This window comes from Mesorhizobium sp. M0898, assembly GCF_040319695.1.
GTDB lineage: Bacteria > Pseudomonadota > Alphaproteobacteria > Rhizobiales > Rhizobiaceae > Mesorhizobium.
Genome location: NZ_JAMYOE010000034.1, coordinates 41406 through 63967, shown reverse-complemented (window position 1 = coordinate 63967; position 22562 = coordinate 41406). Strand labels below are relative to the sequence as shown.

General features: G+C 63.8%; 17 protein-coding genes. 3 read left to right on the top strand and 14 right to left on the bottom strand.

The genetic code is table 11. The annotated features are described in order from the left end of the window. Positions 1 to 217: 217 nt before the first annotated feature. The 7 genes from NKH90_RS26520 to hisS all read right to left on the bottom strand — a co-directional run bounded on the left by NKH90_RS26520 (position 218) and on the right by hisS (position 12694). Positions 218 to 4768, bottom strand: coding sequence for an nSTAND1 domain-containing NTPase (locus tag NKH90_RS26520; RefSeq protein WP_352821974.1), 4551 nt, complete (start codon positions 4766 to 4768; stop codon positions 218 to 220). A 403-nt stretch (positions 4769 to 5171) separates the two neighbouring features. Next, entirely contained in the window at positions 5172 to 6275 is a 1104-nt protein-coding gene (locus tag NKH90_RS26515; protein WP_352821971.1) for a calcium:cation antiporter, read from the bottom strand. Positions 6276 to 6685: 410 nt separating this feature from the next. After that, on the bottom strand, positions 6686 to 6907 hold the full coding sequence (locus NKH90_RS26510; RefSeq protein WP_352450969.1) for a cysteine rich repeat-containing protein: 222 nt from the start codon (positions 6905 to 6907) through the stop codon (positions 6686 to 6688). Positions 6908 to 6974: 67 nt separating this feature from the next. Next, positions 6975 to 8741: an AMP-binding protein gene (locus tag NKH90_RS26505; RefSeq protein WP_352821968.1), complete on the bottom strand. Its 1767-nt coding sequence runs from the start codon at positions 8739 to 8741 to the stop codon at positions 6975 to 6977. A gap of 402 nt (positions 8742 to 9143) precedes the next feature. Beyond that, positions 9144 to 9845, bottom strand: coding sequence for an ATP phosphoribosyltransferase (hisG, locus tag NKH90_RS26500; protein ID WP_352502099.1), 702 nt, complete (start codon positions 9843 to 9845; stop codon positions 9144 to 9146). Then, on the bottom strand, positions 9842 to 10963 hold the full coding sequence (locus NKH90_RS26495) for an ATP phosphoribosyltransferase regulatory subunit (RefSeq protein ID WP_352821964.1): 1122 nt from the start codon (positions 10961 to 10963) through the stop codon (positions 9842 to 9844). Before NKH90_RS26495 ends, hisG begins: the two co-directional genes overlap by 4 nt. Before the next feature lie 171 nt (positions 10964 to 11134). Continuing rightward, the gene (gene hisS, locus NKH90_RS26490; protein ID WP_352821963.1) at positions 11135 to 12694 is read right to left on the bottom strand and encodes a histidine--tRNA ligase; all 1560 of its coding nucleotides are present in this window, start codon (positions 12692 to 12694) and stop codon (positions 11135 to 11137) included. A 336-nt stretch (positions 12695 to 13030) separates the two neighbouring features. On the opposite strand from hisS, the gene NKH90_RS26485 reads away from it, so the two are divergent. Then, positions 13031 to 13282, top strand: coding sequence for a hypothetical protein (locus NKH90_RS26485; RefSeq protein WP_352821961.1), 252 nt, complete (start codon positions 13031 to 13033; stop codon positions 13280 to 13282). A 4-nt stretch (positions 13283 to 13286) separates the two neighbouring features. Here NKH90_RS26485 and NKH90_RS26480 read toward each other — a convergent pair whose 3' ends face one another. After that, positions 13287 to 13922, bottom strand: coding sequence for a DNA-3-methyladenine glycosylase I (locus NKH90_RS26480; protein WP_352472682.1), 636 nt, complete (start codon positions 13920 to 13922; stop codon positions 13287 to 13289). Between the two features lie 222 nt (positions 13923 to 14144). On the opposite strand from NKH90_RS26480, the gene NKH90_RS26475 reads away from it, so the two are divergent. Both NKH90_RS26475 and NKH90_RS26470 read left to right on the top strand, forming a co-directional pair. Then, a complete protein-coding gene (locus NKH90_RS26475) occupies positions 14145 to 14879 on the top strand; it encodes a L,D-transpeptidase (protein WP_352821958.1) in 735 nt (244 codons plus the stop codon). A 261-nt stretch (positions 14880 to 15140) separates the two neighbouring features. Beyond that, positions 15141 to 16061 carry a bifunctional 5,10-methylenetetrahydrofolate dehydrogenase/5,10-methenyltetrahydrofolate cyclohydrolase gene (locus tag NKH90_RS26470; protein WP_352821955.1) on the top strand — a complete coding sequence of 307 codons (921 nt, stop codon included), beginning with the start codon at positions 15141 to 15143 and terminating at the stop codon, positions 16059 to 16061. A 9-nt stretch (positions 16062 to 16070) separates the two neighbouring features. On the opposite strand, the gene NKH90_RS26465 is transcribed toward NKH90_RS26470, so the two are convergent. The 6 genes from NKH90_RS26465 to NKH90_RS26440 all read right to left on the bottom strand — a co-directional run bounded on the left by NKH90_RS26465 (position 16071) and on the right by NKH90_RS26440 (position 22499). Then, entirely contained in the window at positions 16071 to 17078 is a 1008-nt protein-coding gene (locus tag NKH90_RS26465; protein WP_352821953.1) for a hypothetical protein, read from the bottom strand. A gap of 31 nt (positions 17079 to 17109) precedes the next feature. Further along, positions 17110 to 18411 (bottom strand): glycolate oxidase subunit GlcF, encoded by a 1302-nt coding sequence (gene glcF, locus NKH90_RS26460; RefSeq protein ID WP_352821951.1) that lies wholly within the window; start codon positions 18409 to 18411, stop codon positions 17110 to 17112. 68 nt (positions 18412 to 18479) lie between these two features. Then, positions 18480 to 18863, bottom strand: a complete 384-nt coding sequence (locus NKH90_RS26455; RefSeq protein ID WP_352614815.1) for a DUF4870 family protein — start codon at positions 18861 to 18863, stop codon at positions 18480 to 18482. Then, a complete protein-coding gene (locus NKH90_RS26450; RefSeq protein ID WP_352821948.1) occupies positions 18860 to 20116 on the bottom strand; it encodes an FAD-binding protein in 1257 nt (418 codons plus the stop codon). Before NKH90_RS26450 ends, NKH90_RS26455 begins: the two co-directional genes overlap by 4 nt. Positions 20117 to 20485: 369 nt before the next feature. Next, positions 20486 to 20950, bottom strand: coding sequence for an endonuclease domain-containing protein (locus NKH90_RS26445; RefSeq protein ID WP_352821945.1), 465 nt, complete (start codon positions 20948 to 20950; stop codon positions 20486 to 20488). A gap of 52 nt (positions 20951 to 21002) precedes the next feature. Next, entirely contained in the window at positions 21003 to 22499 is a 1497-nt protein-coding gene (locus NKH90_RS26440; protein ID WP_352821942.1) for an FAD-linked oxidase C-terminal domain-containing protein, read from the bottom strand. Positions 22500 to 22562 lie beyond the last annotated feature (63 nt).

Sequence of the window (22562 nt, the reverse complement as noted above, 5' to 3'; positions counted from 1 at the left end):
ATAGCTCACCGCCTGCGGCCCGCGGGTTCCTGCATCAGAGACTTTCGTACGCCTGACGGCACCCGAAACCCTTCAGCAATGTCGGTCATTCAGCCGGCCCCTGCCTTCCTTCAGAAGCGGACTTCCCTGGTGTCAACACGACGGGCGAGGTTGCGCCAGCTTCGGACCCTCTGGATTCGTTTCATCTCGCTGCTGACACGACTGCTGCAACGCCAGCTTAGCTAGGGCAGTCCTCGGCATCATCTGCCACGGGCAGGAAGAAGCGCCTACGCTCGCAAGAAGTGAGTTTTCGGTGCACGACGTCTTGAGCATAGGCGATGAGGTCCTCTGGCGACGTGAAGACGCGGATCAACTGCACGCTATCTCCGCCTGAGACAGCTGCGACCTGTGTGCCATCCGAATTGAATGCGGCCCGCGTGACCGCCGGGACGATCGTGCTGGTGTCATGCTGGCCAACAAGGAGCGCGAGTTGCTGACCCGTGTCGGCAGACCACAGCCTGACAGACCGCTCACGGTAGGACGACGTCACCGCATATTGTCCGTTGGGACTCAATGCGACGTTGTCGATGCTGGCACTGCCCCCCGTGAGGACAGACCTTTCCTTCCCGTCCTTGACGCTCCAGATGCGAACGGTTCCATCTCGTGAGGCAGTTGCCAGCGACCTGCCATCGTTGCTGAAGGCAACATTTGTCACCGGCCCGCCGTGTCCCTTCAACGTGGCGGCAGCTTCCCCTTCCGCGACTGACCAGATTTGCGTCGTTCCGTCAGAAGAACCAATGGCGACCAATCGGCTGTCGGGACTGAAAGCCGCTGCGCTGATGCGGTTCTCGTGTCCTGGAACACCTGTGATCTCAGTGCCGTCCATCTTCCAAAGCCGCGCTGTATTGTCGTTCAACGTCGCAAGGACCAGCTTGCCATCCGGGCTGAACAAGGCATCCTGCAAATCCGCTGTGGTTTGAAATACTGTCTTGGCAGCGCCGGTCGAGGCGTCCCAGAGCCGCACAGTTCCATCGACCGAAGCGGATGCCAGGAACGAGCCATCGGAACTGAATTGGACCTGGACGACCTTGGGATCATGACCTTCCAGCGCTGCCGCTTCGCGACCGCCTTTGGCCTCCCACAGCCGAACCACGCCGTCGTTGGACGTCGTGGCAAGACGATGCCCATCAGGGCTGAATACCGCAAGCTTAAGCAAGCCTTCCGTGCCGGGCGCGAGCGTCGCAACCAAATTGCCACTTGCAACATCCCAGACATGCCCCACGACACCGCTTCCCGTCACGACGCGCGCCCCGTCAGCACTGAATACTGCGAACCTGCGCGCGGTTTCGTGACGCAACGTGGTCGTTAGCACACCGTCGACGTCCCAGATGCGCGCGGTTCCGTCGTGCGACACCGTGAGAAGGCGACGGCCATCGGGGCTGAAGGCGACCTCCTCGATCAGCGCACTATGCCCGTGGAGGATCGAGACCTGCGAGCCGCTCTTGACGTCCCAGATACGGGAAACGCCGTTCACCGACGCGGTGGCGAAAAGTTCGCCGTCAGGGCTGAACGCGCCGTTGACGTCGAGATATTGATAGGAGATTCCGGCATTGAGCGCGCTTGCCCTGGTTTCTTGGCCGAATATGCGGATCAACTCACCTGTCCTTGTATTCCAAAGACGGGCGGATCCGTCGATGGCAACGACTGCCACAAGGCGGCCATCGTGACTGAAGGTCCCTTGATGGCCAGCACTCGGTGATCCGGGGAGAGCGGCAAGTCCCGACAGATCCGCCAGACTCCAAAGACGAGACGTGCCAGTCCAGGCGACGGTCAGGAGTTGGGTCCCGTTCGGACTAAACTCGATGCCAGTAACATTGTCTCCGCGAACCGGAATCGTGCCGATCGGAGTGCCGTCGTTCGCATTCCAAATTTGAACGTCTCCGTGGAACTGGACGGAAGCAAGCATTTGACCGTCGGGACTCACCGCAAGAACGGTAGATTGCCAACTGGCTCCCGGCAATCTGGCAATCTCGGTGCCGTCCCGAGCGTTCCAGATCGTCGGCGCGGCAAACTCCGAAGCAGTAAAGATCCGCGTTCCGTCGCGGCTGAAAATCGCGGCGTGGACGTCACCGGTCTGATTGAGGACGTAGAGATGCTTGCCGGTCGCCGCATCCCAGACCCTTGCAGTGCCGTCGACCGAGCCAGTGAGGACTTGTCTTCCGTCCGGGCTGAACACTGCCAACTTTAGCACGCCTTTATGGCCCTTGAGGATGGCAAGCGCCTTTCCGTCGGCGGTGTTCCAAACTCGCGCGGTCTGATCGAAGGAAGATGTAACGACGCGGTCTCCTTCCGGACTGAAAGCGCCGTGGGTGACGGCATCTTCATGGCGAAGGACGGCGAGTTCCTGATACCCGGACAGAGCTCTGAACAGGGCGGCTTCGGCCTCGGTCACATAGGGCCGTTCGGTCGTTTCTCCCTTCTTGGGAAGGGCCTCCAGCGCCAGAAGGATGGCAAGCTCGCTGTCCCCGGCGGACGACAGTTGCAGCGAGATCGACGAGAGCGACCGTGACTGGTTGCGCAGCGCGAGGTCTCTCGCCGCTATTGCCTCCTGGGCATTCTCGTCGGCGCGCTCTGCCTGAAGGCTGGCCTCGTGTTGTCCCCAGAATCCGGCGATCGCGCCGGCGCCTGCCACGACCGCCAATGCAAAGGCGACAATAGCGGCGTAACGCGTGCGGCGCGCAAGCCGTGTCGCCGCTTCCGCCACCAGGCTGCGGCGTTCCGCTTCGCGCTCAAGGCGCTCCCGTTTGGTCGCCTCTTCGGCCTCTATGCGCGCACGATCGGCCTGTCGCTCCCTTTCCGCGACCGCCATCTGAGCCAACAATGATGCTTCTACATACTGAGCTACTTGATCGTCGACGTCCTCTCGCCGCGACACTAGCAATTCCTCGCCCTCGGCAAGTCGTATGCCGGCGGGCAGAAGCAGGTCGGGATTCCTGTTGTCGGCATGCCAGCGGCCGGCATCGGTTCGCAGCCGGGCACGCGTCTCCAGAAAACTTCGATCAGCGTTGACGATGTCGCGCGCGCGGGGCCAACGGCTCAAAAGCGCCTCGTGGGCGACGCGGACGACTGCCTGCCCTTCAAGGTTCTCGTCGGAAACGAGAAGCCGAGCCGCGATCAACGCGTCGAGAAGTGCAGCTTGTGCGGGCGTTCGCGCCATGTTGTCGCGGACCGCCGGGGCCGCGGCGACTGAATTGTCGCCGAGACGAACCGTCGTCAGCGCGCGAAGGACGGTTGGCAGCGCATCCTGAACCGTGGGCGACAACGCCTCGACCACTTCGTCGGCCCGGCGCGCGATCGCGCCCTCGAGGCCTCCAAGCGCACGATAGGCTGCGAAGGTAAGCAGGCGTTCTGCTCGGCCGGCTTGGTAAAGTGCTTCGAGCACGAACTCGAGCAGTGGTAGGGAACCGGGGTCGGCCGCTGTCGCCTCCTGAAGCACGTCCTCCAGTCGGCCGCGGTCTTTCGTTTCCTCAAAGCGCAGGCCCGCCGCGCTTGCGGGTTCACGGATGATCTTCGAAATCTCGGCCCCGGTCGGAGGCAAGAGTTCGTAGCTGCTCAGGCCATCCTTCAATGCCGAGAAACCCGGGACCTCGCCGCACCGATGGAAGAAGTCGCCGCGAATCGTCGCGATCACCCATACAAGTCCGCTAGTGGCGAACGCTGAAAGCAATCGCACGAACAAAGCGCGCGAGGCTGGTTCCGTTTCGATTGTGAAGAGTTCCTCCATCTGATCGACGGCTAGGACCAGACGCGCCTTACCCGGGCCGCCACTGGAGGGGGTTGAGGCGAGCGCCGAGCGGACAAAAGCCAGCGCCCGATCGGGATTGTTCCGAAACGTCGCCGCCAACTCGGTCGCCGTCCCGTTTTCGGCAAGTTCGGGCAAGGCTTCGGCGCGGAGCAACGCCGCTGACAGAGACGTGATCGCGTCAGGTCCCTCGGACGGACGCATGACGCAACGCCGCCAGAGCAAGATGCCCGGCACCGCGCCACGTTGCGTGACGGCCGGAATCAGCCCGGCGCGCACGAGCGAGGACTTGCCGGAGCCGCTCATCCCGTAGATGAGCAGGAAGCACTTGCCCGCGACCGCGAGCTGCTCCAGTCGCTCAGTGCAGATAGCGATCGCACGGCTCCGCCCGAAGAAGAGATCGGCGTGCTCGAAATCGAAACTGTCGAGGCCGCGAAACGGCGAGCTAGTTGGTTCCTCAGACGTGACGGGCACGCGAAAAGCCCGAACCGGCCGCGCAATGTTCTTTAGGCGCTGCTCACCCAGGTCAACGAAATCTGCTGCAAGACGGTCGCGAACTTGCATCTGGATAGCGTCAGAGACGCAGATGCCGCCCGGAAGCGCCAGCCCCTCAAGGCGGGCGGCGACATTCACACCGTCACCCATGAGATTGTCGCCATCAACCACCACGTCGCCGAGGTTGACTCCAATCCGGAATCGCATGCGCCCTGGCCCAGGCAAGTCGGCGTTGAGCCGATCGATCGCCAACTGGATGTCGATAGCGCACCGAACCGCACCTATCGCGCTGGCGAATTCTGCGATGACGCTGTCGCCTGCGCTTCCGAAGATGCGTCCATCGTAGCCGGCAATTAGCTTGTCGATCGCTTGTCGATGGACCTTCAGGGTAGCAAGGGTCGTCTCTTCATCTTTGCCGACAAGTCGGCTGAACCCCACCACGTCGGCAGCGAGGATGGCAGCTACTTTCCGCTGAACGCGATCGACGGGCATCCCCGCTCCTGCGGCACATCGTTTATCATCCTACCCTAACAGCTTTCGAACCCGAAAGGGCGCTTGATCGGCCGCATCGCCCCGCTTCGGTGGAAACGGACAGTCTGAGGAATGTCGCCTTGGGTCAGTTCACGACCTCCATCCAGCGGGTTGAATGTCTGCAATCTTCGTTGCGAAGCCAGAAGCTGCCAATCCGCTCGCGGCCCCTATCGAGACGTTCAAGGCCTTGGTGCTAAGCGTCCGCCCATGGCGCAAAGGAGAAAAATTGGCGCCCACCCCTCACGCCGTCTTTGCCGAACTTGTGCGGCTTGCCTACTTCGGAACTCGGTGCGGAAAACGTGTGGCTGCTCGGCCGAGAAACAGTCGTCAGAATCTGCCTGCCCCCTTGCTCGCCCCCCAACCCTCACGGCACAAATATCAAAAACACCCAGGTAAAAAATACCACGAGGTGCACCAAGCCGGTCAGGAACGTCGTCCTCTCCGTGCCGAAGCTCACATTGCAGATGAAAAGCGCCAGGACCAAAAGCACCGTGTCGGTCGCCGGCAGGCCCAGGGTCAGGCCTCTTCCGGTCAGCAGGCTGGCGGCGGCTATGCCGGGTATTGTCAAACCGATCGTCGCGCAGGCCGAGCCCATGGCGACGTTCAGGCCGCGCTGCAGCTCGTTGCTGAGCGCGGCACGAACCGCCGAAATGGCCTCCGGCATCAAGACCAGCGCGGCGATCATTGCGCCGACAATGGCATCGGCCTGCGGCACCTGGTAGGCGACGAGCGCGTCCTCGACGCTGGCGGCGACCTGTTCGGCGAGCATGACGATGCCGATCAGCCCGATCAGCAGGAGAACGGCGCCGGCGGCGACGCTTTCGTGAGCGTCGGCTCGCACCGCGGCGCCATGTGCTTGCCCGTCGATGAAATCGTCGCGGTGGCGGACAGTCTGTGCGAACAGAAAACCGGCATAGAGCAGCACGGACAGCACGCTGACGAAGCCAAGTTGGGCCGCCGAGAACGTGCCGGGATCGGTGGTTCGCGTGTAGGTCGGCAGAATGAGCGTCATGACGCTCAGCGCGACCAGCACCGCCAGATAGGCGCTGGTCCCTTGGCGGACGATTGCCTGCTTGCGATGGCGCCAGCCGCCAAACGTCAGGCACATGCCGACGACGCCGGTGGACGTGATCATCACCGTCGAGAACACGGATTCGCGGGCAAGCGTCGGGTTGTTGGCGCCGTGCAGCATGATGGAAACGATGATTGACACTTCGATTGCCGTCACGGCGATGGTCAGCACCAACGTGCCGTACGGCTCGCCCACCCGCCGGGCCACCGCCTCGGCGTGGTCGAGCACCACGAAAATGGTGGTGAACATGATCGCGCTCGACAGCGCGCCGATAAACATCCTGGTGCCCAGCGACCCTTCGTCCACCGACACCCCGCTGGCCCTGACCGCGACAGCCATCACCAGAGCGGCCAACGGCATGCCGTAGGAAATCGCCGATCTTGCGAGACCACTCATTGTCACCTTCTTGCGTTCCCGCAAATCCCGTGGAAGGGCGATTTGCAACCACTGTTGCGCACCGCGACCATCCAGAGAAATCGCATATGACAGGTCATGACGCCATCGCAGCGTACCCCAGCCCTAGCCCCTCCCCACAAGGGCAGCGCAATCGCGTACGCATTCTTGCGAAGAGGACCCCCACCCTAACCCTCCCCACAAGGGGGAGGGAACGCTGCCGCGCGCCCTTGCTTTCCCTTTGGCGCCGAAAGGCAGGCAATTTGCCGAGGTCGGCGCCACCGAAAGTCCCCATCCCCCTTGTGGGGAGGGGTTAGGGGTGGGGGTCCTCTTCGCAAGAATCCGCCGCGATTGCGCTGCCTCCTGCCCCCGCACACCTCGAAACATCATGTCACCCGCAGGAAGCTCGCGCGCTAGCCGGGCGTGTTGGCCTTGACGACCTTCTTGCATTCGGGCGTCAGCTCGCTCATGTGACCGGCCAGGCATTTTACGACGCGGCCACCGCCCGGCAACACGCCCTTGCACAATCTCTGGTAATCTGCTTGGCAGGCCTCACGCTCGGCCGCCGTCTGCGCCAGCACCGCGGTGGCTGCCAGCTGAGTTGCCAGGAAAAGCACGCCTAACCCAATCCGCATGGAACACCCCTCAAATATGTTGCCCAAACAACGCCTCCGTCACGCGTAGGCACAAACGGAAGCCTTTTCACGCCGTCTTCTCCGTCACCAATCCCAGCTCGTCGACCATCGCCTGGCGCATCAGGAATTTCTGCGGCTTGCCGGTCACCGTCATCGGCAATTCGGTGCGGAAGCGGATGTAGCGCGGGATCTTGAAATGGGCGATCTGGCCGGCGCAGAAGGCCTTGATCTCCTGCTCCGTGGTGATCTGGCCGGGCTTGAGCACGATCCAGGCGCACAGCTCCTCGCCGTATTTCGGGTCGGGAATGCCGAACACCTGCACCTCCTTGACCTTGGGATGGCGATAGAGGAACTCCTCGACCTCGCGCGGATAGACGTTCTCGCCGCCGCGGATGACCATGTCCTTGACCCGGCCGACGATGTTGCAATAGCCCTCGGCATCGATGGTGGCGAGGTCGCCGGTGTGCATCCAGCCGTCGGCGTCGATGGCCTCGCGGGTCTTCTGCTCATCGTCCCAATAGCCCTTCATCACGGAATAGCCGCGCGTGCAGAGCTCGCCTGGCGCGCCGACCGCGACGGTGGCACCTTCGGCGTCGATGGCCTTGACCTCGACATGCGGATGGACGCGGCCGACGGTCGAGACGCGCTTTTCCAGCGGGTCGTCGACGCTGCTCTGGAACGACACCGGGCTGGTCTCGGTCATGCCGTAGGCGATGGTCACCTCAGCCATATGCATCAGCGACACCACCTTCTTCATCACCTCGATCGGGCATGGCGAGCCGGCCATGATGCCGGTGCGCAGGCTGGTGAGATCGAAGGAGGCGAAATCCGGATGGTCGAGCAGGCCGACGAACATGGTCGGCACGCCGTAGAGCGCGGTGCAGCGTTCCGTTGCCACTGCCTTCAGGGTGGCGCCGGCATCGAAGCCCTCGCTGGGGAAAACCATGGTCGCGCCCTTGGTGACACAGCCCATCGTGCCCATCGACATGCCGAAGCAATGGTAGAGCGGCACCGGGATGCACAGCAGGTCGTCGACGGTGAGCCGGATCGCCGCGGTGACGAAATTGCCGTTGTTGACGATGTTGTTGTGGGTCAGCGTCGCGCCCTTGGGCGCACCTGTCGTGCCGCTGGTGAACTGGATGTTGATGGCGTCGTCCGGTTTCAGCCCCGCTGAAATCCGGTCGAGCTTGTCATGCTCGTCGCGGCCGGCCATCGCCAGCACGTCGGCGAAATTGAACATGCCCGCAGAATTCTCCTCGTCCATGCGGATCACTGTCTTCAGCGCCGGCAGCTTGTTGGCGTCGAGCTTGCCCGGCGCAGCGTTGGCGATCTCCGGCGCCAGCGTCTCGATCATGCCGAGATAGTCGGAACTCTTGAATGTGGCGGCGGTGACGAGCGCTCGGCAAGCGACCTTGTTCAAGGCATATTCCAGCTCGACCAGCCGGTAGGCCGGGTTGATGTTGACCAGGACCAGGCCGATGCGGGCGGTGGCGAATTGCGTCACCAGCCATTCCCAGCGGTTCGGCGACCAGATGCCGACGCGGTCGCCTTTCTCGAGGCCGAGCGCCAGGAAACCGGCGGCGAGCGCATCGACAGTCTCGGACAGTTCCTCCCAGGTAAAGCGCTTGTCCTGCTCGACGAAGACGGCGGCATCGAGCGTGCCGTATTTGCCGACCGTATCGGCAAACAACGCCGGGATGGTCAGGTTGAGCAGCGGCACGCTGCGCTCGCCCGCCACATGCGCCGTGCCGTCGACCGGCGCAATGAACGAGCCGCCATCGCGCTTGGAGCGCAGGTTGGTTGCATTCTTCAACTCGTCGAGATTGATCGGCATCGCCGTGTCCTCCGCAGACAGGCCGAGCCTATCAGCCCGGCAGGGTGGTGGAAATCCCGTCGATGGTGGGGCTGGGTGGGAACTCGCCTGTAAAGGCCGAAAATAAAAAACCCGCCTCGGCGGGCGGGTCTTCGGGGCCAATTGGCACCATAGCGAGATTAGTAGCATAGCTGCCGGCACAAAGCAAGAACAAAATTGCTGTACGCCAGGAAAATCGCGTCAGGTTGGCACTGCGGCCAAGCTGCCAATCTCCCTCCTTGAGGGGGAGATGGCCGGCAGGCCAGAGGGGGTCGTCTCGCGTGGAGCACCAGCCTGCCGTTAGGAGAGTCGCGTCAAGACGTACCGACCCCCTCTGTCGCCTTCGGCGACATCTCCCCCTCAAGGGGGGAGATCGGCTGGTCGTCAGCCTGCGTTCACCGATGCCATCCTGCCCGCAATATCGCGCAACACGGCCTCGTCCGTCGCCGAACGCATCTTCCTCGACGCCACGAGGCAGGCCTGCGAGCGCAGGATGAGGCCGTCGGCCAGCACCTTGAGATGGTTGGCGCGCAGCGTCGCGCCTGACGTGGTGATGTCGACGACGATATCGGCCAATCCGGCCGCCGGCGCGCCTTCGGTGGCGCCAAGGCTTTCGACGATGCGGTAGACCTGGATGCCGTGCTTCTGCGAAAAGAACTGCTGGGTCAGGCGCCAGTATTTGGTGGCGATCCTGAGCCGGCGGCCGTGGCGCTGGCGGAAGTCGGCGGCGACGTCGTCGAGGTCGGCCATGGTGTCGACATCGAGCCAGATGTCGGGCACGGCGACGACGACATCGGCATTGCCGAAACCGAGGCGGGCGATGATTTCGGCGCGCGTCTCGCAATCGGCGAGGTTTTCGCGCAAAAGGTCCTCGCCGGTGATGCCGAGATCGACCGACCCCTGGCCGATTTCGCCTGATATCTCCGAGGCAGACAGGAACGCTATCTCGACGCCGTCAAGGCCGTCGATGCGGGCGCGATATTTGCGCTCGTCGCCGGGCAGGCTGACGGCAAGCCCGGCCTTGGCCAGCACCTCCAGCGCCTGCTCCTTGAGCCGGCCTTTCGACGGGATCGCCAGCGTGATCATGGCGCCGTCTCCCGCAGCGCCTCGATGCGGTCGAGCCAGACGGAAAAACCGACGCCGGGGATCGGCGTTTTGGCGCCGAGCAGCGTCAGCAGCCGGTCGTAGCGGCCACCACCGGCGAGCGGCCGGTCGCCATCCTGCGCCGCGATCTCGAAGACCAGGCCGGTGTAGTAATCGAGCGGCCGGCCGAAGGCGGCGTCGTAGCTGATTTCAGACATCGGCAGGCCGAGGCTTTCTATGGCCGCGGCGCGGGCTGCGAAATTCTCCAGCGCAGCCCCCAGTGAAAGCCCGGCATCGATCGCAAAGCTTTCGAGCGCCCCGGCGGCGCTGTCGAGCGGCACGTCGATCGCCAGGAAACTCTTTAGTGCCGCAAACGCCTCGTTCGACAGCCGCACGCTGCGCAGTTCGGCCTTCTCGATCAGGCGCCGCGCAATCTCGGACGGCGAACGCCCGGCCGTTGCTGACAGGCCAGCCTCTTCCATGCCACCAGCGACATGCGCCGAAAGACCGTCAAGATCGCCGTCGAGGACAAGGGCGGCGACCGCGCCGGCAAGCTGGCTGTTGCGCGGTGGATTGGCCAGATCGGCAAGGGCTGCTTCAAGCATCGGCGCCGAGCCGAAGGCGCGCGCCAGCCGCATGCGCCAGCCGCGCGGCAGGCCAAGCGCTGCAAGCACCGCCTCGAAGATGGTCTGGTCGCCGAGCGTCACCGCCAGCTCCCGGCCGGGCAGCACCAGCGACAGCAGCGTATGCGCATCGGCCAGCGAACGGGCGTCGGCGGCGGCCGTGTCGCGGTCGCCGAGATCCTCGATGCCGGCCTGGAAGAACTCGTTGCCGCCCTCGCGGCGCTGGCGAAACACCTCGCCGAGATAGGAATAGCGGCGCGGCGTGCCGGCCTGGCTGGCAATGTGGTCGAGGCAGACCGGAATGGTGAATTCCGGCCGCAGGCAAAGCGTCTGCCCGGTCTCGCTTTCGGTGAGAAAGATACGGCGCCGCAAATCCTCGCCGGCCATGTCGAGGAACGGATCGGCCGGCTGCAGCACAGCAACCTCGACCGCATGGGTGTCGCGCGCGGCGAAGAGCTTGGTGGTGTCGGATGCGATGGCGAGATAGCGGGAGGTCATCGCAGGCGCCCTTCCCTTCTCCCGTTGTGGGAGAAGGTGGATTGGCGCGAAGCGCCAAGACGGATGAGGGGTGCCGGAAGAAATGAGGCGTCGGCGTTCCCTGGAACACCCCTCATCCGACCGAGCTTCGCTCGGCCACCTTCTCCCACAAGGGGAGAAGGAAGCGGCGCCCTACTTGCCACGCGCCCGCTCCTCGGCCTGCGCCGCCAGTATCTTCTTCACCTCGGCGACCAGATCGCCTTCCGCCACGGTCACCTGCGCCGGTCGCGCGGCGCGCCATTCGGCGTTGTCGGCGATCTCGGCCGACATTTTCGCGCCTTCGATCAGGTCCTTGATCTGCACCTCGCCCTTGGCGCGCTCGTCGCCGCCCTGGATGATGGCGACCGGGCTGCCGCGGCGGTCGGCATATTTCAGCTGCGCCTTCATGCCGGCGCCGCCGAGATACATTTCCGAGCGGATGCCGGCGGCGCGCAGCTCGGCCACCATCTTCTGGTAGCGGCCGAGGCTTTCCGTATCCTTGTCCATGGTCAGCACGACGACCGGCGCGATGACATCGGAAGTATCGAGCTTGCCGAGGTTCTTCAGCGCCGTCATCAGCCGCGAGACGCCGATCGAAAAACCGGTCGCCGGCACCGGCTCGCCACGAAAGCGCGAGACGAGGCCGTCATAACGGCCGCCGCCGCCAACCGAGCCGAAGCGCACGATCTGGCCGTCCTCGTTGGGGATCTCGGCCAGCAGCTCGGCTTCGTAGACCGGGCCGGTGTAATATTCGAGGCCACGCACGACGGAGGGGTCGATGCGGATGCGATCCTCACCGTAGCCGCTTTGTGCGACCATGGTTCTTATCTGCTCCAACTCTGCAAGACCCTCGACAAACGAGGCGTTCGTTATGCCGAGATGTTCGAGTTTCCTTTCCTCGACAAGATTGCTGAGCCCTGGGGTGATAGATCCCAGTGTCTGGACAATTTGTTCGGGATCATGCTGCGCCATGACCGTGAAATAGCTGATCACAACATCGATTTGCGCGTTACCCAGCCCGGCGCCCTTGGTAAAATCACCGCTCTCGTCCTTGCGCCCGGCGCCCAAAAGCAGGCGAACCCCCTCGACGCCCAGCTTGTCCAGCTTGTCGATCGCCCGCAGCACCTGCAGCCGGCGGCCAGCGTTCTCGTCGCCGCCGAGGCCGATCGCCTCGAGCACGCCGTCGAGCACCTTGCGGTTGTTGACGCGGACGACGTAATCACCGCGCTTGATGCCGAGCGCCTCCATCACGTCGGCCATCATCATCGCCATCTCGGCATCGGCGGCGACACCCGGCGTGCCGACCGTGTCGGCGTCGAACTGCATGAACTGGCGGAAGCGGCCGGGACCGGGCTTCTCGTTGCGGAACACCCAGCCGGAGCGATAGCTGCGATAGGGTTTCGGCAGGCGCTCGAAATTCTCGGCGACAAAGCGCGCCATCGGCGCGGTCAAGTCGTAGCGCAGCGACAGCCACTGGTCGTCATCGTCCTGGAACGAGAACACGCCCTCGTTCGGCCGGTCCTGGTCGGGCAGGAATTTGCCGAGCGCATCGGTGTATTCGATCAGCGGCTGGTCGACCGGCTCGAAACCGTAAAGCTCAAAGACCGAGCGGATCGTCGCCATCATCTTCTCGACGGTGCGCAGATCGTCGGCGCCGCGGTCGACAAAGCCGCGCGGCAGCCGCGCTTTCATCTTTTCGGATTTGTCGGCCATGGGATGGGTACTTTGCTAAGTAATCGGTGACTTATTTCGGGTCGGCGTGTCCTACCGATGCAGCCCGGAGAAGGCAAGGGTTTGCGGCTCTCCTTCTCCCCTTGTGGGAGAAGGTGGCCGAGCGAAGCTCGGTCGGATGAGGGGTATTCCAAGGAACGCCGACGTCTCGTTTCTTCCAACACCCCTCATCCGGCTCGGCGCTGCGCGCCGATCCACCTTCTCCCACAAGGGGAGAAGGAAAGGCGAAAAAGAAGCTGAAACAATTGCGCCATGCGCGCGGCATCGTGCCGACACAATCCGGGCCGATAAGCGCGCCGAAACAAGGGGTTCGGGGCCATGGCCACGCTACAGAAGTTCGACATCATCGATAGCCGCGCACGCGACGCCTCGGTCCGGCTGCGGCCGGCCGATGGTTATGCCCCGAAGACGAAGCAAATCGCCGGACCGTTCGAGATCGCGGCGCAACAGCGCAGCGGGCCGACCATGCGCGACGTGCTGATGACCGGCCTGCTGGTGATCTATCCGGTGTTCGCCGCGCTGGCGGCCATCCTTGCCGGGTTTTTCCTCGCCGGCGCCGGCGGCGCCTGAGCCGCTATTTCGGCCGCTTGAACGCTTTCCGTTCCGCCTCGACCGGCTCGCGGCAGACGCAGCCCTCGAGATGGTCGTTGACCAGCCCCATCGCCTGCATGAAGGCGTAGACGGTGGTCGGGCCGACAAAGCTCCAGCCGCGCTTCTTCAGCTCTTTCGAAATGCGGACCGAGACGGCCGTCGTCGGATTGGCGCGCAAATGCGCGAGGTCGACGATCTCGGGCCGCTCGTGCGGGCCGGGCTCGAACTTCCAGAACCAGGCGGCCAGCGAGCCGGCCTCGTCGATGAGTTCGCGGGCGCGCTTGGCGTTGTTGATGGTCGAGACGATCTTGCCGCGATGGCGGATGATGCCGGCATTGCCGAGCAGGCGATCGACATCGGCGTCGGTGAAGGCGGCGATCTTGTCGACATCGAAGCCGGCAAACGCCTCGCGGAAATTGTCGCGCTTGCGCAATATGGTCAGCCAGGACAGGCCCGACTGAAAACCTTCGAGGCAGATCTTCTCGAACAGGCGGCGGTCGTCGGCGACCGGCCGGCCCCATTCGTGGTCGTGGTAGTGCAGATAATCCGGCAGGTTGCCGTGCCAGAAGCAGCGGGCGATGCCGTCGGGACCGGCAAGCAGACCTGTCTTTTCATCCATGGCGGAATTCCGTTCGTGTCTTGGCGTTAACGCGTTTTGACGCGGCCTTTACCGCGGCTTTACCAGATTCCTGAACCGGGCGGTAACCACACCAAAAGCTTTACTGACAGATCGGCATTTTACACATTCCGATTCATGTTTCGGTTGCCGCTTCGCGCCCAATGTCGGCGAAATCGGGGAGGCTTTGCACCCCGGCATGTTCGACGATCAAGGTGCGTTGCGATGAAGACATTCTTGTTCCCACTGTTCGGCGCCGCGGCCGTACTTGCTGCCGGCGCCGCCAATGCCAACGACCGCTATGCGGAGAGGCCGCCGGTGGTGGTCAGCCCGGATCTTTCGGCGCCCTGGGTGCTGCAGCTCGGCCATGCCCCGGGCATCGTGCGGCAGAGCCGGCAAGAGGCGCAGCCGCAACGGCGCTACCGGCGGCTGGCCGAACCCGATCAGCTGCGCACCGCAGCGGTGCAGGCGCAGGCCAAGCGCATGGTGATGCGGCCGCAGATCGACCCGATCTATCTGCCGCAGGAAGTCGCCTATGACGGCCCGCAGAAGCCGGGCACGATCGTCATCGATACGCGAGAGAATTTCCTCTATCTGGTCGGGAAGAACGGTAAGGCGCGGCGTTATGGCGTCGGCACCGGCAAGCCGGGCTTCGAATGGTCCGGCACCCACAAGATCACCAACAAGCGCGTCTGGCCGGATTGGCGGCCGCCGGCGGTGATGATCGCCCGCGAAGCCGCCAAGGGCCGTTATCTGCCGACCTATCTCGCCGGCGGCATGGAAAACCCGCTCGGCGCACGCGCGCTCTATCTCGGCTCGACCGAGTACCGTATCCACGGCACCAATCAGCCCTGGACGATCGGCGGCGCGGTGTCGTCGGGCTGCATCCGCATGCGCAACGAGGACGTGGTCGACCTTTACGAGCGGGTCAATGTTGGCACGACGGTTGTAGTCATGTAATCTGCGGTTGACCTCATCGATGATTCTGCTCAGAAGCCTCGGGAGCATTGAATAACGGGGGACGGGCCGTGTGGGGATGCGGCCAGTCACGAAAGGGCAGCGCGGCAAGCCGTGCTGCCCTTTTTGTTTCCGCCAGCAGGAATTGACGGGAAGATTTTGTCGGCACGTCGCGCGACCGGCATGGCGGTTCGCTTTTCGCGCTGCCTTTTCGCGGTTGCTTTGCTATGTGGCGGCTAAAATCCAGCTAAAGGCCCCATCCCGATGTCCCTTTCCGATGACAGCCGCTATCTCAGAGGCGGCCCGGTTGCTCAACGCATCATCGCCGGCGTGCGCGAGGACGCGGCGATCGCCACCGCCGAAGGCTTTCCGCCCAAGCTGGTGTCGGTCACCGTCGGCGATACCGCCGCGGTCGACGTCTATGTCCGCAACCAGCGCGCCAAGGCCGGGTTGGCCGGCATCGGCTTCGAGGAAAGGCGCTTTCGCGCCGACATCACCGCCGGCGAGCTGGAAGCGGCAATCCACGGGCTTAACGCCGACCCGCGCGTCACCGGCATCATCATCCAGCGGCCGGTGCCGGTGCACATTCCGATCAAGACGCTGCAGGCGGCGGTGCATCCGCTCAAGGATGTCGAGGGCATGCATCCGGCCTCGATCGGCAACATCGTCTACAACCAGCTCGACCTGGCGCCCTGCACCGCCGCCGCTTCGGTCGAACTGCTCAGGGAAACCGGCCTCGACCTCAAGGGGCTCGAGGTGGTGGTCGTCGGCCATTCCGAGATCGTCGGCAAGCCGATCGCGTTCCTCTTGATGAGCGAAGGCGCGACGGTGACGGTCTGTCACCACATGACGCGCTCGGTGGCGGCACACGCACGCCGCGCCGACGCGCTGTTCGTCGCCGTGGGCCGGCCGCGGCTGATCAAGGCCGACATGGTCAAGCCGGGCGCCGCCGTCATCGATATCGGCATCAATTCGGAAATCGGGCCGGACGGCGAGAGCCGCATCGTCGGCGACGTCGATGCCGAGAGCGTCAGGCATGTCGCGTCGTGGATCACGCCGGTGCCGGGCGGCGTCGGCCCGATCACGGTGGCGATCCTGCTGCGCAACACGATGGTAGCGCTCAGCCGCCAGCGCGCCCGCTATCAGGCAACCTACGGCACGGCAGACCGGCTGGCGGCGGAGTAGGCGCCTTCGTCACGTGTATTGCGGCACATGGCAGGTGATCCGGGACTCGTCATCCCAGAAGACGTAGAGCACGCCGCCGCTGCCCCAGAAGAAACCGGCGAGTGAATCGAACTGAAGAAGAAATTTCATTTCCCGGTCCGTTCCGGGAACGACTGGAAACTGCGGTCCCTGAATCCATGACGGCAGCCCACCAAGCCGAAACAGGTTTTGCCTTGAATTGCTTATCCCGTACGACTGCCTGAGCCACCGTTCAGGGGTCGGTGCCAACCGAACAGTTCTTTTCTCGGCGGCTTTTGCAGGCCTCTCAATGTAGGGCGAATGCAGAGGCGCGATCGGCGTCGGCACACCGGCAGCGTCGTGGGAATAATAGGTCGGTTCGAGAGAATTCGCACAGGTCTCGATACGGAGTCTGGGAAGAGGCATCGTCAGCTCACTCCCGAGATCGTCCAGCGTAATCAGATGTATCAGTCGCTCTCGACAGGTCGGGCACACTGCCGATCCTTCGCCGCCGACCGTAAGTGGCCGGCCAGTCGCCGGCAGATGCCAGGTAGGATGATTGCGATGCGTCGGAAAAGATATGTCGCTCGGAGCGCCTTCCTCAAAGCTGAAATGATGACATGCCGGCGGCGAACGAGGATCATCATGCGTCAGCCAGTCTGCGAAATCGGGAATGTCGCCCAAGGTACTGTCTGGAAACAATTCCGGCACCTGCAAGGCGACGTGAGCCAGCAGATCCTCCACGTCTATTCCGCGTTTCACTTCCTCTTGCAGGAAAAATGCCAGACGAGCCAAATACGCGTCGTCGAGAAACGAAACGGCGTCGATAATCAGATTGTCTTGCTGGACGTCGGCTTCTACCGCTGCCTTTATGAGCGCAAACAGGAATTCGGACCCATCCTTGAGATGACGAGCGATGATTGTCTGGCATTCGCCATAGCTGGCCTGGAACGTCGCCGGCGATCTGTCCGACAGCAGCCGAACGACGGTTCCAATCTCTTCGGACTTTGGGTTGGGCATCTCGGCAGTCTCATCGGCGGGTGCGCAGCAATCAAACCAATTTTGGCGGCTCGCCGCCATAGGCCCAGTCGAGCAGCTTTATCGTATGCACCACCGGCAGCTTGGCGGCGGAAGCGATCTGGGTGATGCAGCCGATATTGCCGGTGGCGACGATTTCAGCACCGGTCGCCTCGATATTCCTGACCTTGCGGTCGCGCAACGTCGCCGAAATCCCGGGCTGCAGGATGTTGTAGGTGCCGGCCGAACCGCAGCACAAATGCCCTTCGCGCGGCTCGCGCACGACGAAGCCGGCTCTGGCCAGAAGCTCCTTCGGCTGGCGGGTGATCTTCTGGCCGTGCTGCATCGAGCAGGCTGAGTGATAGGCGACGATGGTGCCCGGCTTGCGGACCGGCTCGGGCAGGTCGAGGCTTGCCAGATATTCGGTGATGTCCATGGCCAGCGCCGAGACCCGCGCAGCCTTGTCGGCATAGGCCGGATCGAGGCGCAGCATGAAGCCGTAATCCTTGATGGTGGTGCCGCACCCGGATGCGGTGATGACGATGGCGTCGAGTCCACCCTGCTCGATGGCGCGCGTCCAGGCGTCGACGTTCCGTCGGGCCGACGCCAAGGCAGCGTCCTCGCGCCCCATATGATGCACCAGCGCGCCGCAGCAGCCCTCGCCCTCGGCCACCACGACCTCGACGCCAAGCCGGGTCAGCAGCGAAATCGTCGTGTCGTTGATGCCGGGATCGAGCACGGATTGCGCGCAGCCGGTGAGGATGGCGACGCGGCCATTTTTCTTCGCGCCCTGCCCGGCATGGACGCCCGGCGAGGCCATCGGCGAGACTGCCGGGACCGACGCCGGGGCCAGCTTCAACATCGCGCCCAAAGGCTTCAATGCCTGGATTTTCTCAAACAGGCCGGCGAATGGCTGGCCGAGCTTCGCCAGCTTGAGCGCCGCGCGGAAACGCGAGGGGTAGGGCAGCACGAAGGCCAGCATGGCGCGTGTCAGGCGATCGGCCAGCGGACGCTTGTAGGTCTCCTCGATATGGACGCGGGCGTGGTCGACCAGATGCATGTAGTTGACGCCCGACGGGCAGGTGGTCATGCAGGCGAGGCAGGACAGGCAGCGGTCGATATGGGTGACGATCTGCTTGTCGGCCGGCCGTCCGTTTTCCAGCATGTCCTTGATCAGATAAATCCGGCCGCGCGGCGAATCCAGTTCGTTGCCGAGCGTCACATAGGTCGGGCAGGTGGCGGTGCAGAAGCCGCAATGCACACATTTGCGCAGGATCTTTTCCGATTCCGCGACATGCGGATCGGCAAGCTGGGCAGCTGAGAAATTGGTCTGCACGTAAACGAATCCCTACCGTTTGAGCATGATCTTTTCCCAAAACCGGTACCCAGTTTTGGGGATCATGCTCATAATCCCAGAAACCAGCTTTCCGGGTTCTTGACCGCCTCGCCGCGCTGCAGCGCCTGCAGGCCGAGAATGCAGCGGGCGATGAACCAGACGGCAACGGCAACCATCAGCACGACACCGATGACCACGATCATCAGCAGCGCCGAGATCAGTGCATAGAGCAGGCCGATCCAGAAGGTGCGGATCAGGAATGTGTAGTGGCTCTCGACGAAGCCGCCGGCCTTGCCGCGATTGATATAGGCCAGGACGATGCCGACAATGCCGCTGACGCCGATGGCTAGGCCGGCGAGATAGAGGATGTAGATGACCAGCGCGTTGGTCGGGCCGGGCTCCAGCCAGCGGTCGGTCTGGCGTGACGTACCGTTTTGGCCTGGATCGCTCATTGTGCTCCTCCCTCGGTTGCTGGCGCGAGAGTAGCAGAGCTTGCGCCAGGCGCCATACGGCCGGGATTGAGGATATTCTTCGGGTCGAATTCGGCCTTCAGCCGCGCCGACAGTGCTGCCAGTTGCGGCGCTTGCGGTTCGAACACCGGCACGGCGGCGCGGTGTGAAGGGGTTGCGCGCACCAGCGTCGCATGGCCGCCGCCGTGTTTTCTGATCAGGCTGCGCAACAGGCCTGCCTCGGGATCGTCCTGCTGCATGCGCAGCCAGATCAGCCCGCCCTGCCAATCATAGAAGGCTTCGACCGGGGCCTGCATGCGCAGCGCCAGCACCATCTGGTGGCCCCGCGACGGCGCCATCGAGACGCGCCACACCGGCCTTTCGCTGCCATCGGCGAACGGCGCGCAGTCGCGGACACCGCGCCAGACCGAGTACGAGACCGAACCGGAAATCTCCTGCAGCGGCCCAGCGTTTTTCAGCAGGTCTTTCAGCGCGGCAATGCGGTAAGCGACCGACGGGCCAAAGCCCTCGATGCGCAGCAGCGTCGCGGCATCGCTGCCGAGACTGCCGCCGGCGACCCTGGCTGCGACCCGTTCGGGAAGATGGGCAGCACTCGACACTTCGGCGCTGGAACCCAGCGCCAGCGCCATGGCGGCGGCGGCGTGATCGTCGAGCAGGCCGCGGATGGCAAGCGTGACTTCGGTCTCGGCAGCAGGCAGCACCTTGAAGGTGACGTCGGTGAGCACCGCCAGCGTGCCCCAGCTGTTGGCCATCAGCTTGGACAGATCGTAGCCGGTGACGTTCTTGACGACGCGGCCGCCCGACTTGAAGGCCTCGCCGCGCCCGGAAACGGCCGCTATGCCGAGGATATGGTCGCGCGCAGCACCCACCTTCAGCCGGCGCGGGCCGGAAAGGTTCGCGGCGAGTGCGCCGCCGATCGTGCCTCGCGCTGGCTCACCGCCGAGCAGCGGGCCGTAATCCATCGGTTCGAAGGCAAGTTGCTGGCCGTTTTCGGCAAGCAGGCTTTCGATTTCGGCCAGCGGCGTGCCGGCTTTTGCCGACAGCACCAGTTCGGCCGGCTCGTAAAGCATGACGCCGGAGAGTCTGGAAAGGTCGAGCGTATGCTCGCTCTGCTGCGGCCGGCCGATACCGCGCTTGGAGCCGTGGCCGAGGATTTCGAGCGGCGAGTCTTCCGCGGCTGCCCAAGCGATTGTTGATAGGGTTTCCGCGGCTGTGGACGGGGTGAAGGTGGTCATGCGGCAGAGCCCTGGTTCCTCGCCCTCGCGAAGCGGGGGAGAGGTGGCTCGGGCGAAGCCCGAGACGGAGAGGGGGCACTCATAGAGCGCCACCTTCAATTTTCTTGGCCGCAAAAACAAAGCGAAGCACCCGAGCGCGGGCAAGCTTTTCAGAGGAACGCCGACTCAGCACATCGGCCGGCCCCCTCTCCGTCTCGGGCTCCGCCCGAGCCACCTCTCCCCCGCCTTGCGGGGGCGAGGAACCCCTATTCTGAGAAGCTATCGCCTCGAGATCTCGGGATGCGCGGGCGCGAAGCTGCAGGACCTGGGTTCCTCGCCCTCGCGGAGCGGGGGAGAGGTGCCTCGCGCAGCGAGGCGGAGAGGGGGCCATCATAGAGCGCCACCTCTAGAGTTCTTGCTTGCAAAAACGAACCTGAGGTCGGCAGAGATTACGTCCTTCACGAGCCGTCCCTCAAGTGCTGCAAGAATGGTTTCGCAGACACTCGTCGGGTTGGTTAGCATGTCGGCGCTCCAGAATCGGATCACCGAGAACCCTTTGCCGCGCATGAATTCGTCGCGTCGCCTGTCGTAAGTACTCTCGGCGTGTTGACCTCCGTCCAGCTCGACGATCAGCCTTTCGCTTCGGCAGGCGAAGTCTGCAAAATACGGCCCAATCGGCATCTGACGCACGAATTTATATCCGCCCAGCCTCTTCGCCTTCAACTCGTTCCAGAGGGTCGCTTCCGCCTGATTGTCGCCTCGACGAAGCTCGCGGGCGCGCGCGACCTTTTCGGGTGAACGCCGGCTTGGTGCACCGGGCGCCCCCCTCTCCGTCTCGGGCTGCGCCCGCGCCACCTCTCCCCCGCTTTGCGGGGGCGAGGAACCCCCATTCTGAGCTGTCATCCCCTCAAAACCTCGGAATGTCCGGAAACGCCACTTTCCCGCGATGCACGTGCATCCGCCCGAGCTCGGCGCATCGCCTCAATTGCGGGAAGACCTTGCCGGGATTCAAAAGATGGTTGGGGTCGAAGGCGCATTTGACGCGCATCTGCTGGTCGAGGTCGATCTGGTTGAACATTTCCGGCATCAGGTCGCGCTTCTCGATGCCGACCCCGTGCTCTCCGGTCAGCACGCCACCGACCTTGACGCAGAGCCGCAATATGTCAGCGCCGAAACTCTCCGCCTTGTCGAGTTCGCCCGGCACGTTGGCGTCATAGAGGATGAGCGGGTGCAGATTGCCGTCGCCGGCGTGGAAGACATTGGCGACGCCGAGCCCGTATTTCTCCGACAGTTCGCGCATGCCGGCGAGCACGCGCGGCAGTTCCTTGCGCGGGATGGTGCCGTCCATGCAGTAGTAGTCGGGCGAGATGCGGCCGACCGCCGGGAACGCCGCCTTGCGGCCGGCCCAGAAGCTCAGCCGCTCCTGTTCCGACTGCGACGTGCGGCATGTGGTCGAGCCGTTCCTAAAAGCAATGGCTTCGACCAGGCCGATCAGGTGATCGACCTCGACACCCGGCCCGTCCAGCTCGACGATCAGCAGCGCCTCGACATCGAGCGGATAGCCGGCCTGGACGAAATCCTCGGCGGCGTGGATGGCCGGGCGGTCCATCATCTCCATGCCGCCCGGAATGATGCCGGCGCCGATGATGTCGGCAACGCATTGGCCGGCCTGCTCGCTGGTCGGGAAACCGATCAGCAGGGCACGCGCCGTCTCCGGCTTCTTCAGGATGCGTACGGTGACCTCGGTTACGACGCCGAGCAGTCCTTCGGAGCCGGTCATGACGCCGAGCAGGTCGTAGCCTTCCGCGTCGAGATGGCTGCCGCCGAGGCGCACCACCTCGCCATTCATCAGCACCATCTCGATGCCGAGCACATTGTTGGCGGTGAGACCGTATTTCAGGCAGTGCACGCCGCCCGAATTTTCCGCGACATTGCCGCCGATCGAGCAGGCGATCTGGGAGGATGGATCGGGGGCGTAATAGAAGCCCTCCTGCTCGACGGCGGTGGTGATGCCGAGATTGGTGACGCCGGGCTGGGCGACGACGACGCGGTTCTGAAAATCGATCTCGAGGATGCGGTTGAAGCGGCTCATCACCAGCAGCACCGCGTCTTCGAGCGGCAGCGCACCGCCGGAGAGCGAGGTGCCGGAGCCGCGCGGCACGACGCGGATGTTGCGGTCGCTGCAATATTTCAGCACCCGCGAGACCTGGGCCACGGTTTGCGGCAGTACAACGACGAGCGGCAATTGCCGGTAGGCGGTGAGCCCGTCGCTCTCAAAGGCGCGCATGGCATTGGCGGCGTCGACGACGCCCTCGCCCGGCACCATGATGCGCATATCGGCGACGATCTCGTCGCGCCGGCGCATCGTGGCGTCGTCTGGTTTCGGCATGGCAAGGCCGGACATCGACAGCCTCCTTCGATCGACTGGTAAAAATCTTTTACCAGCGACAGTGGTCGCTTGCAAATG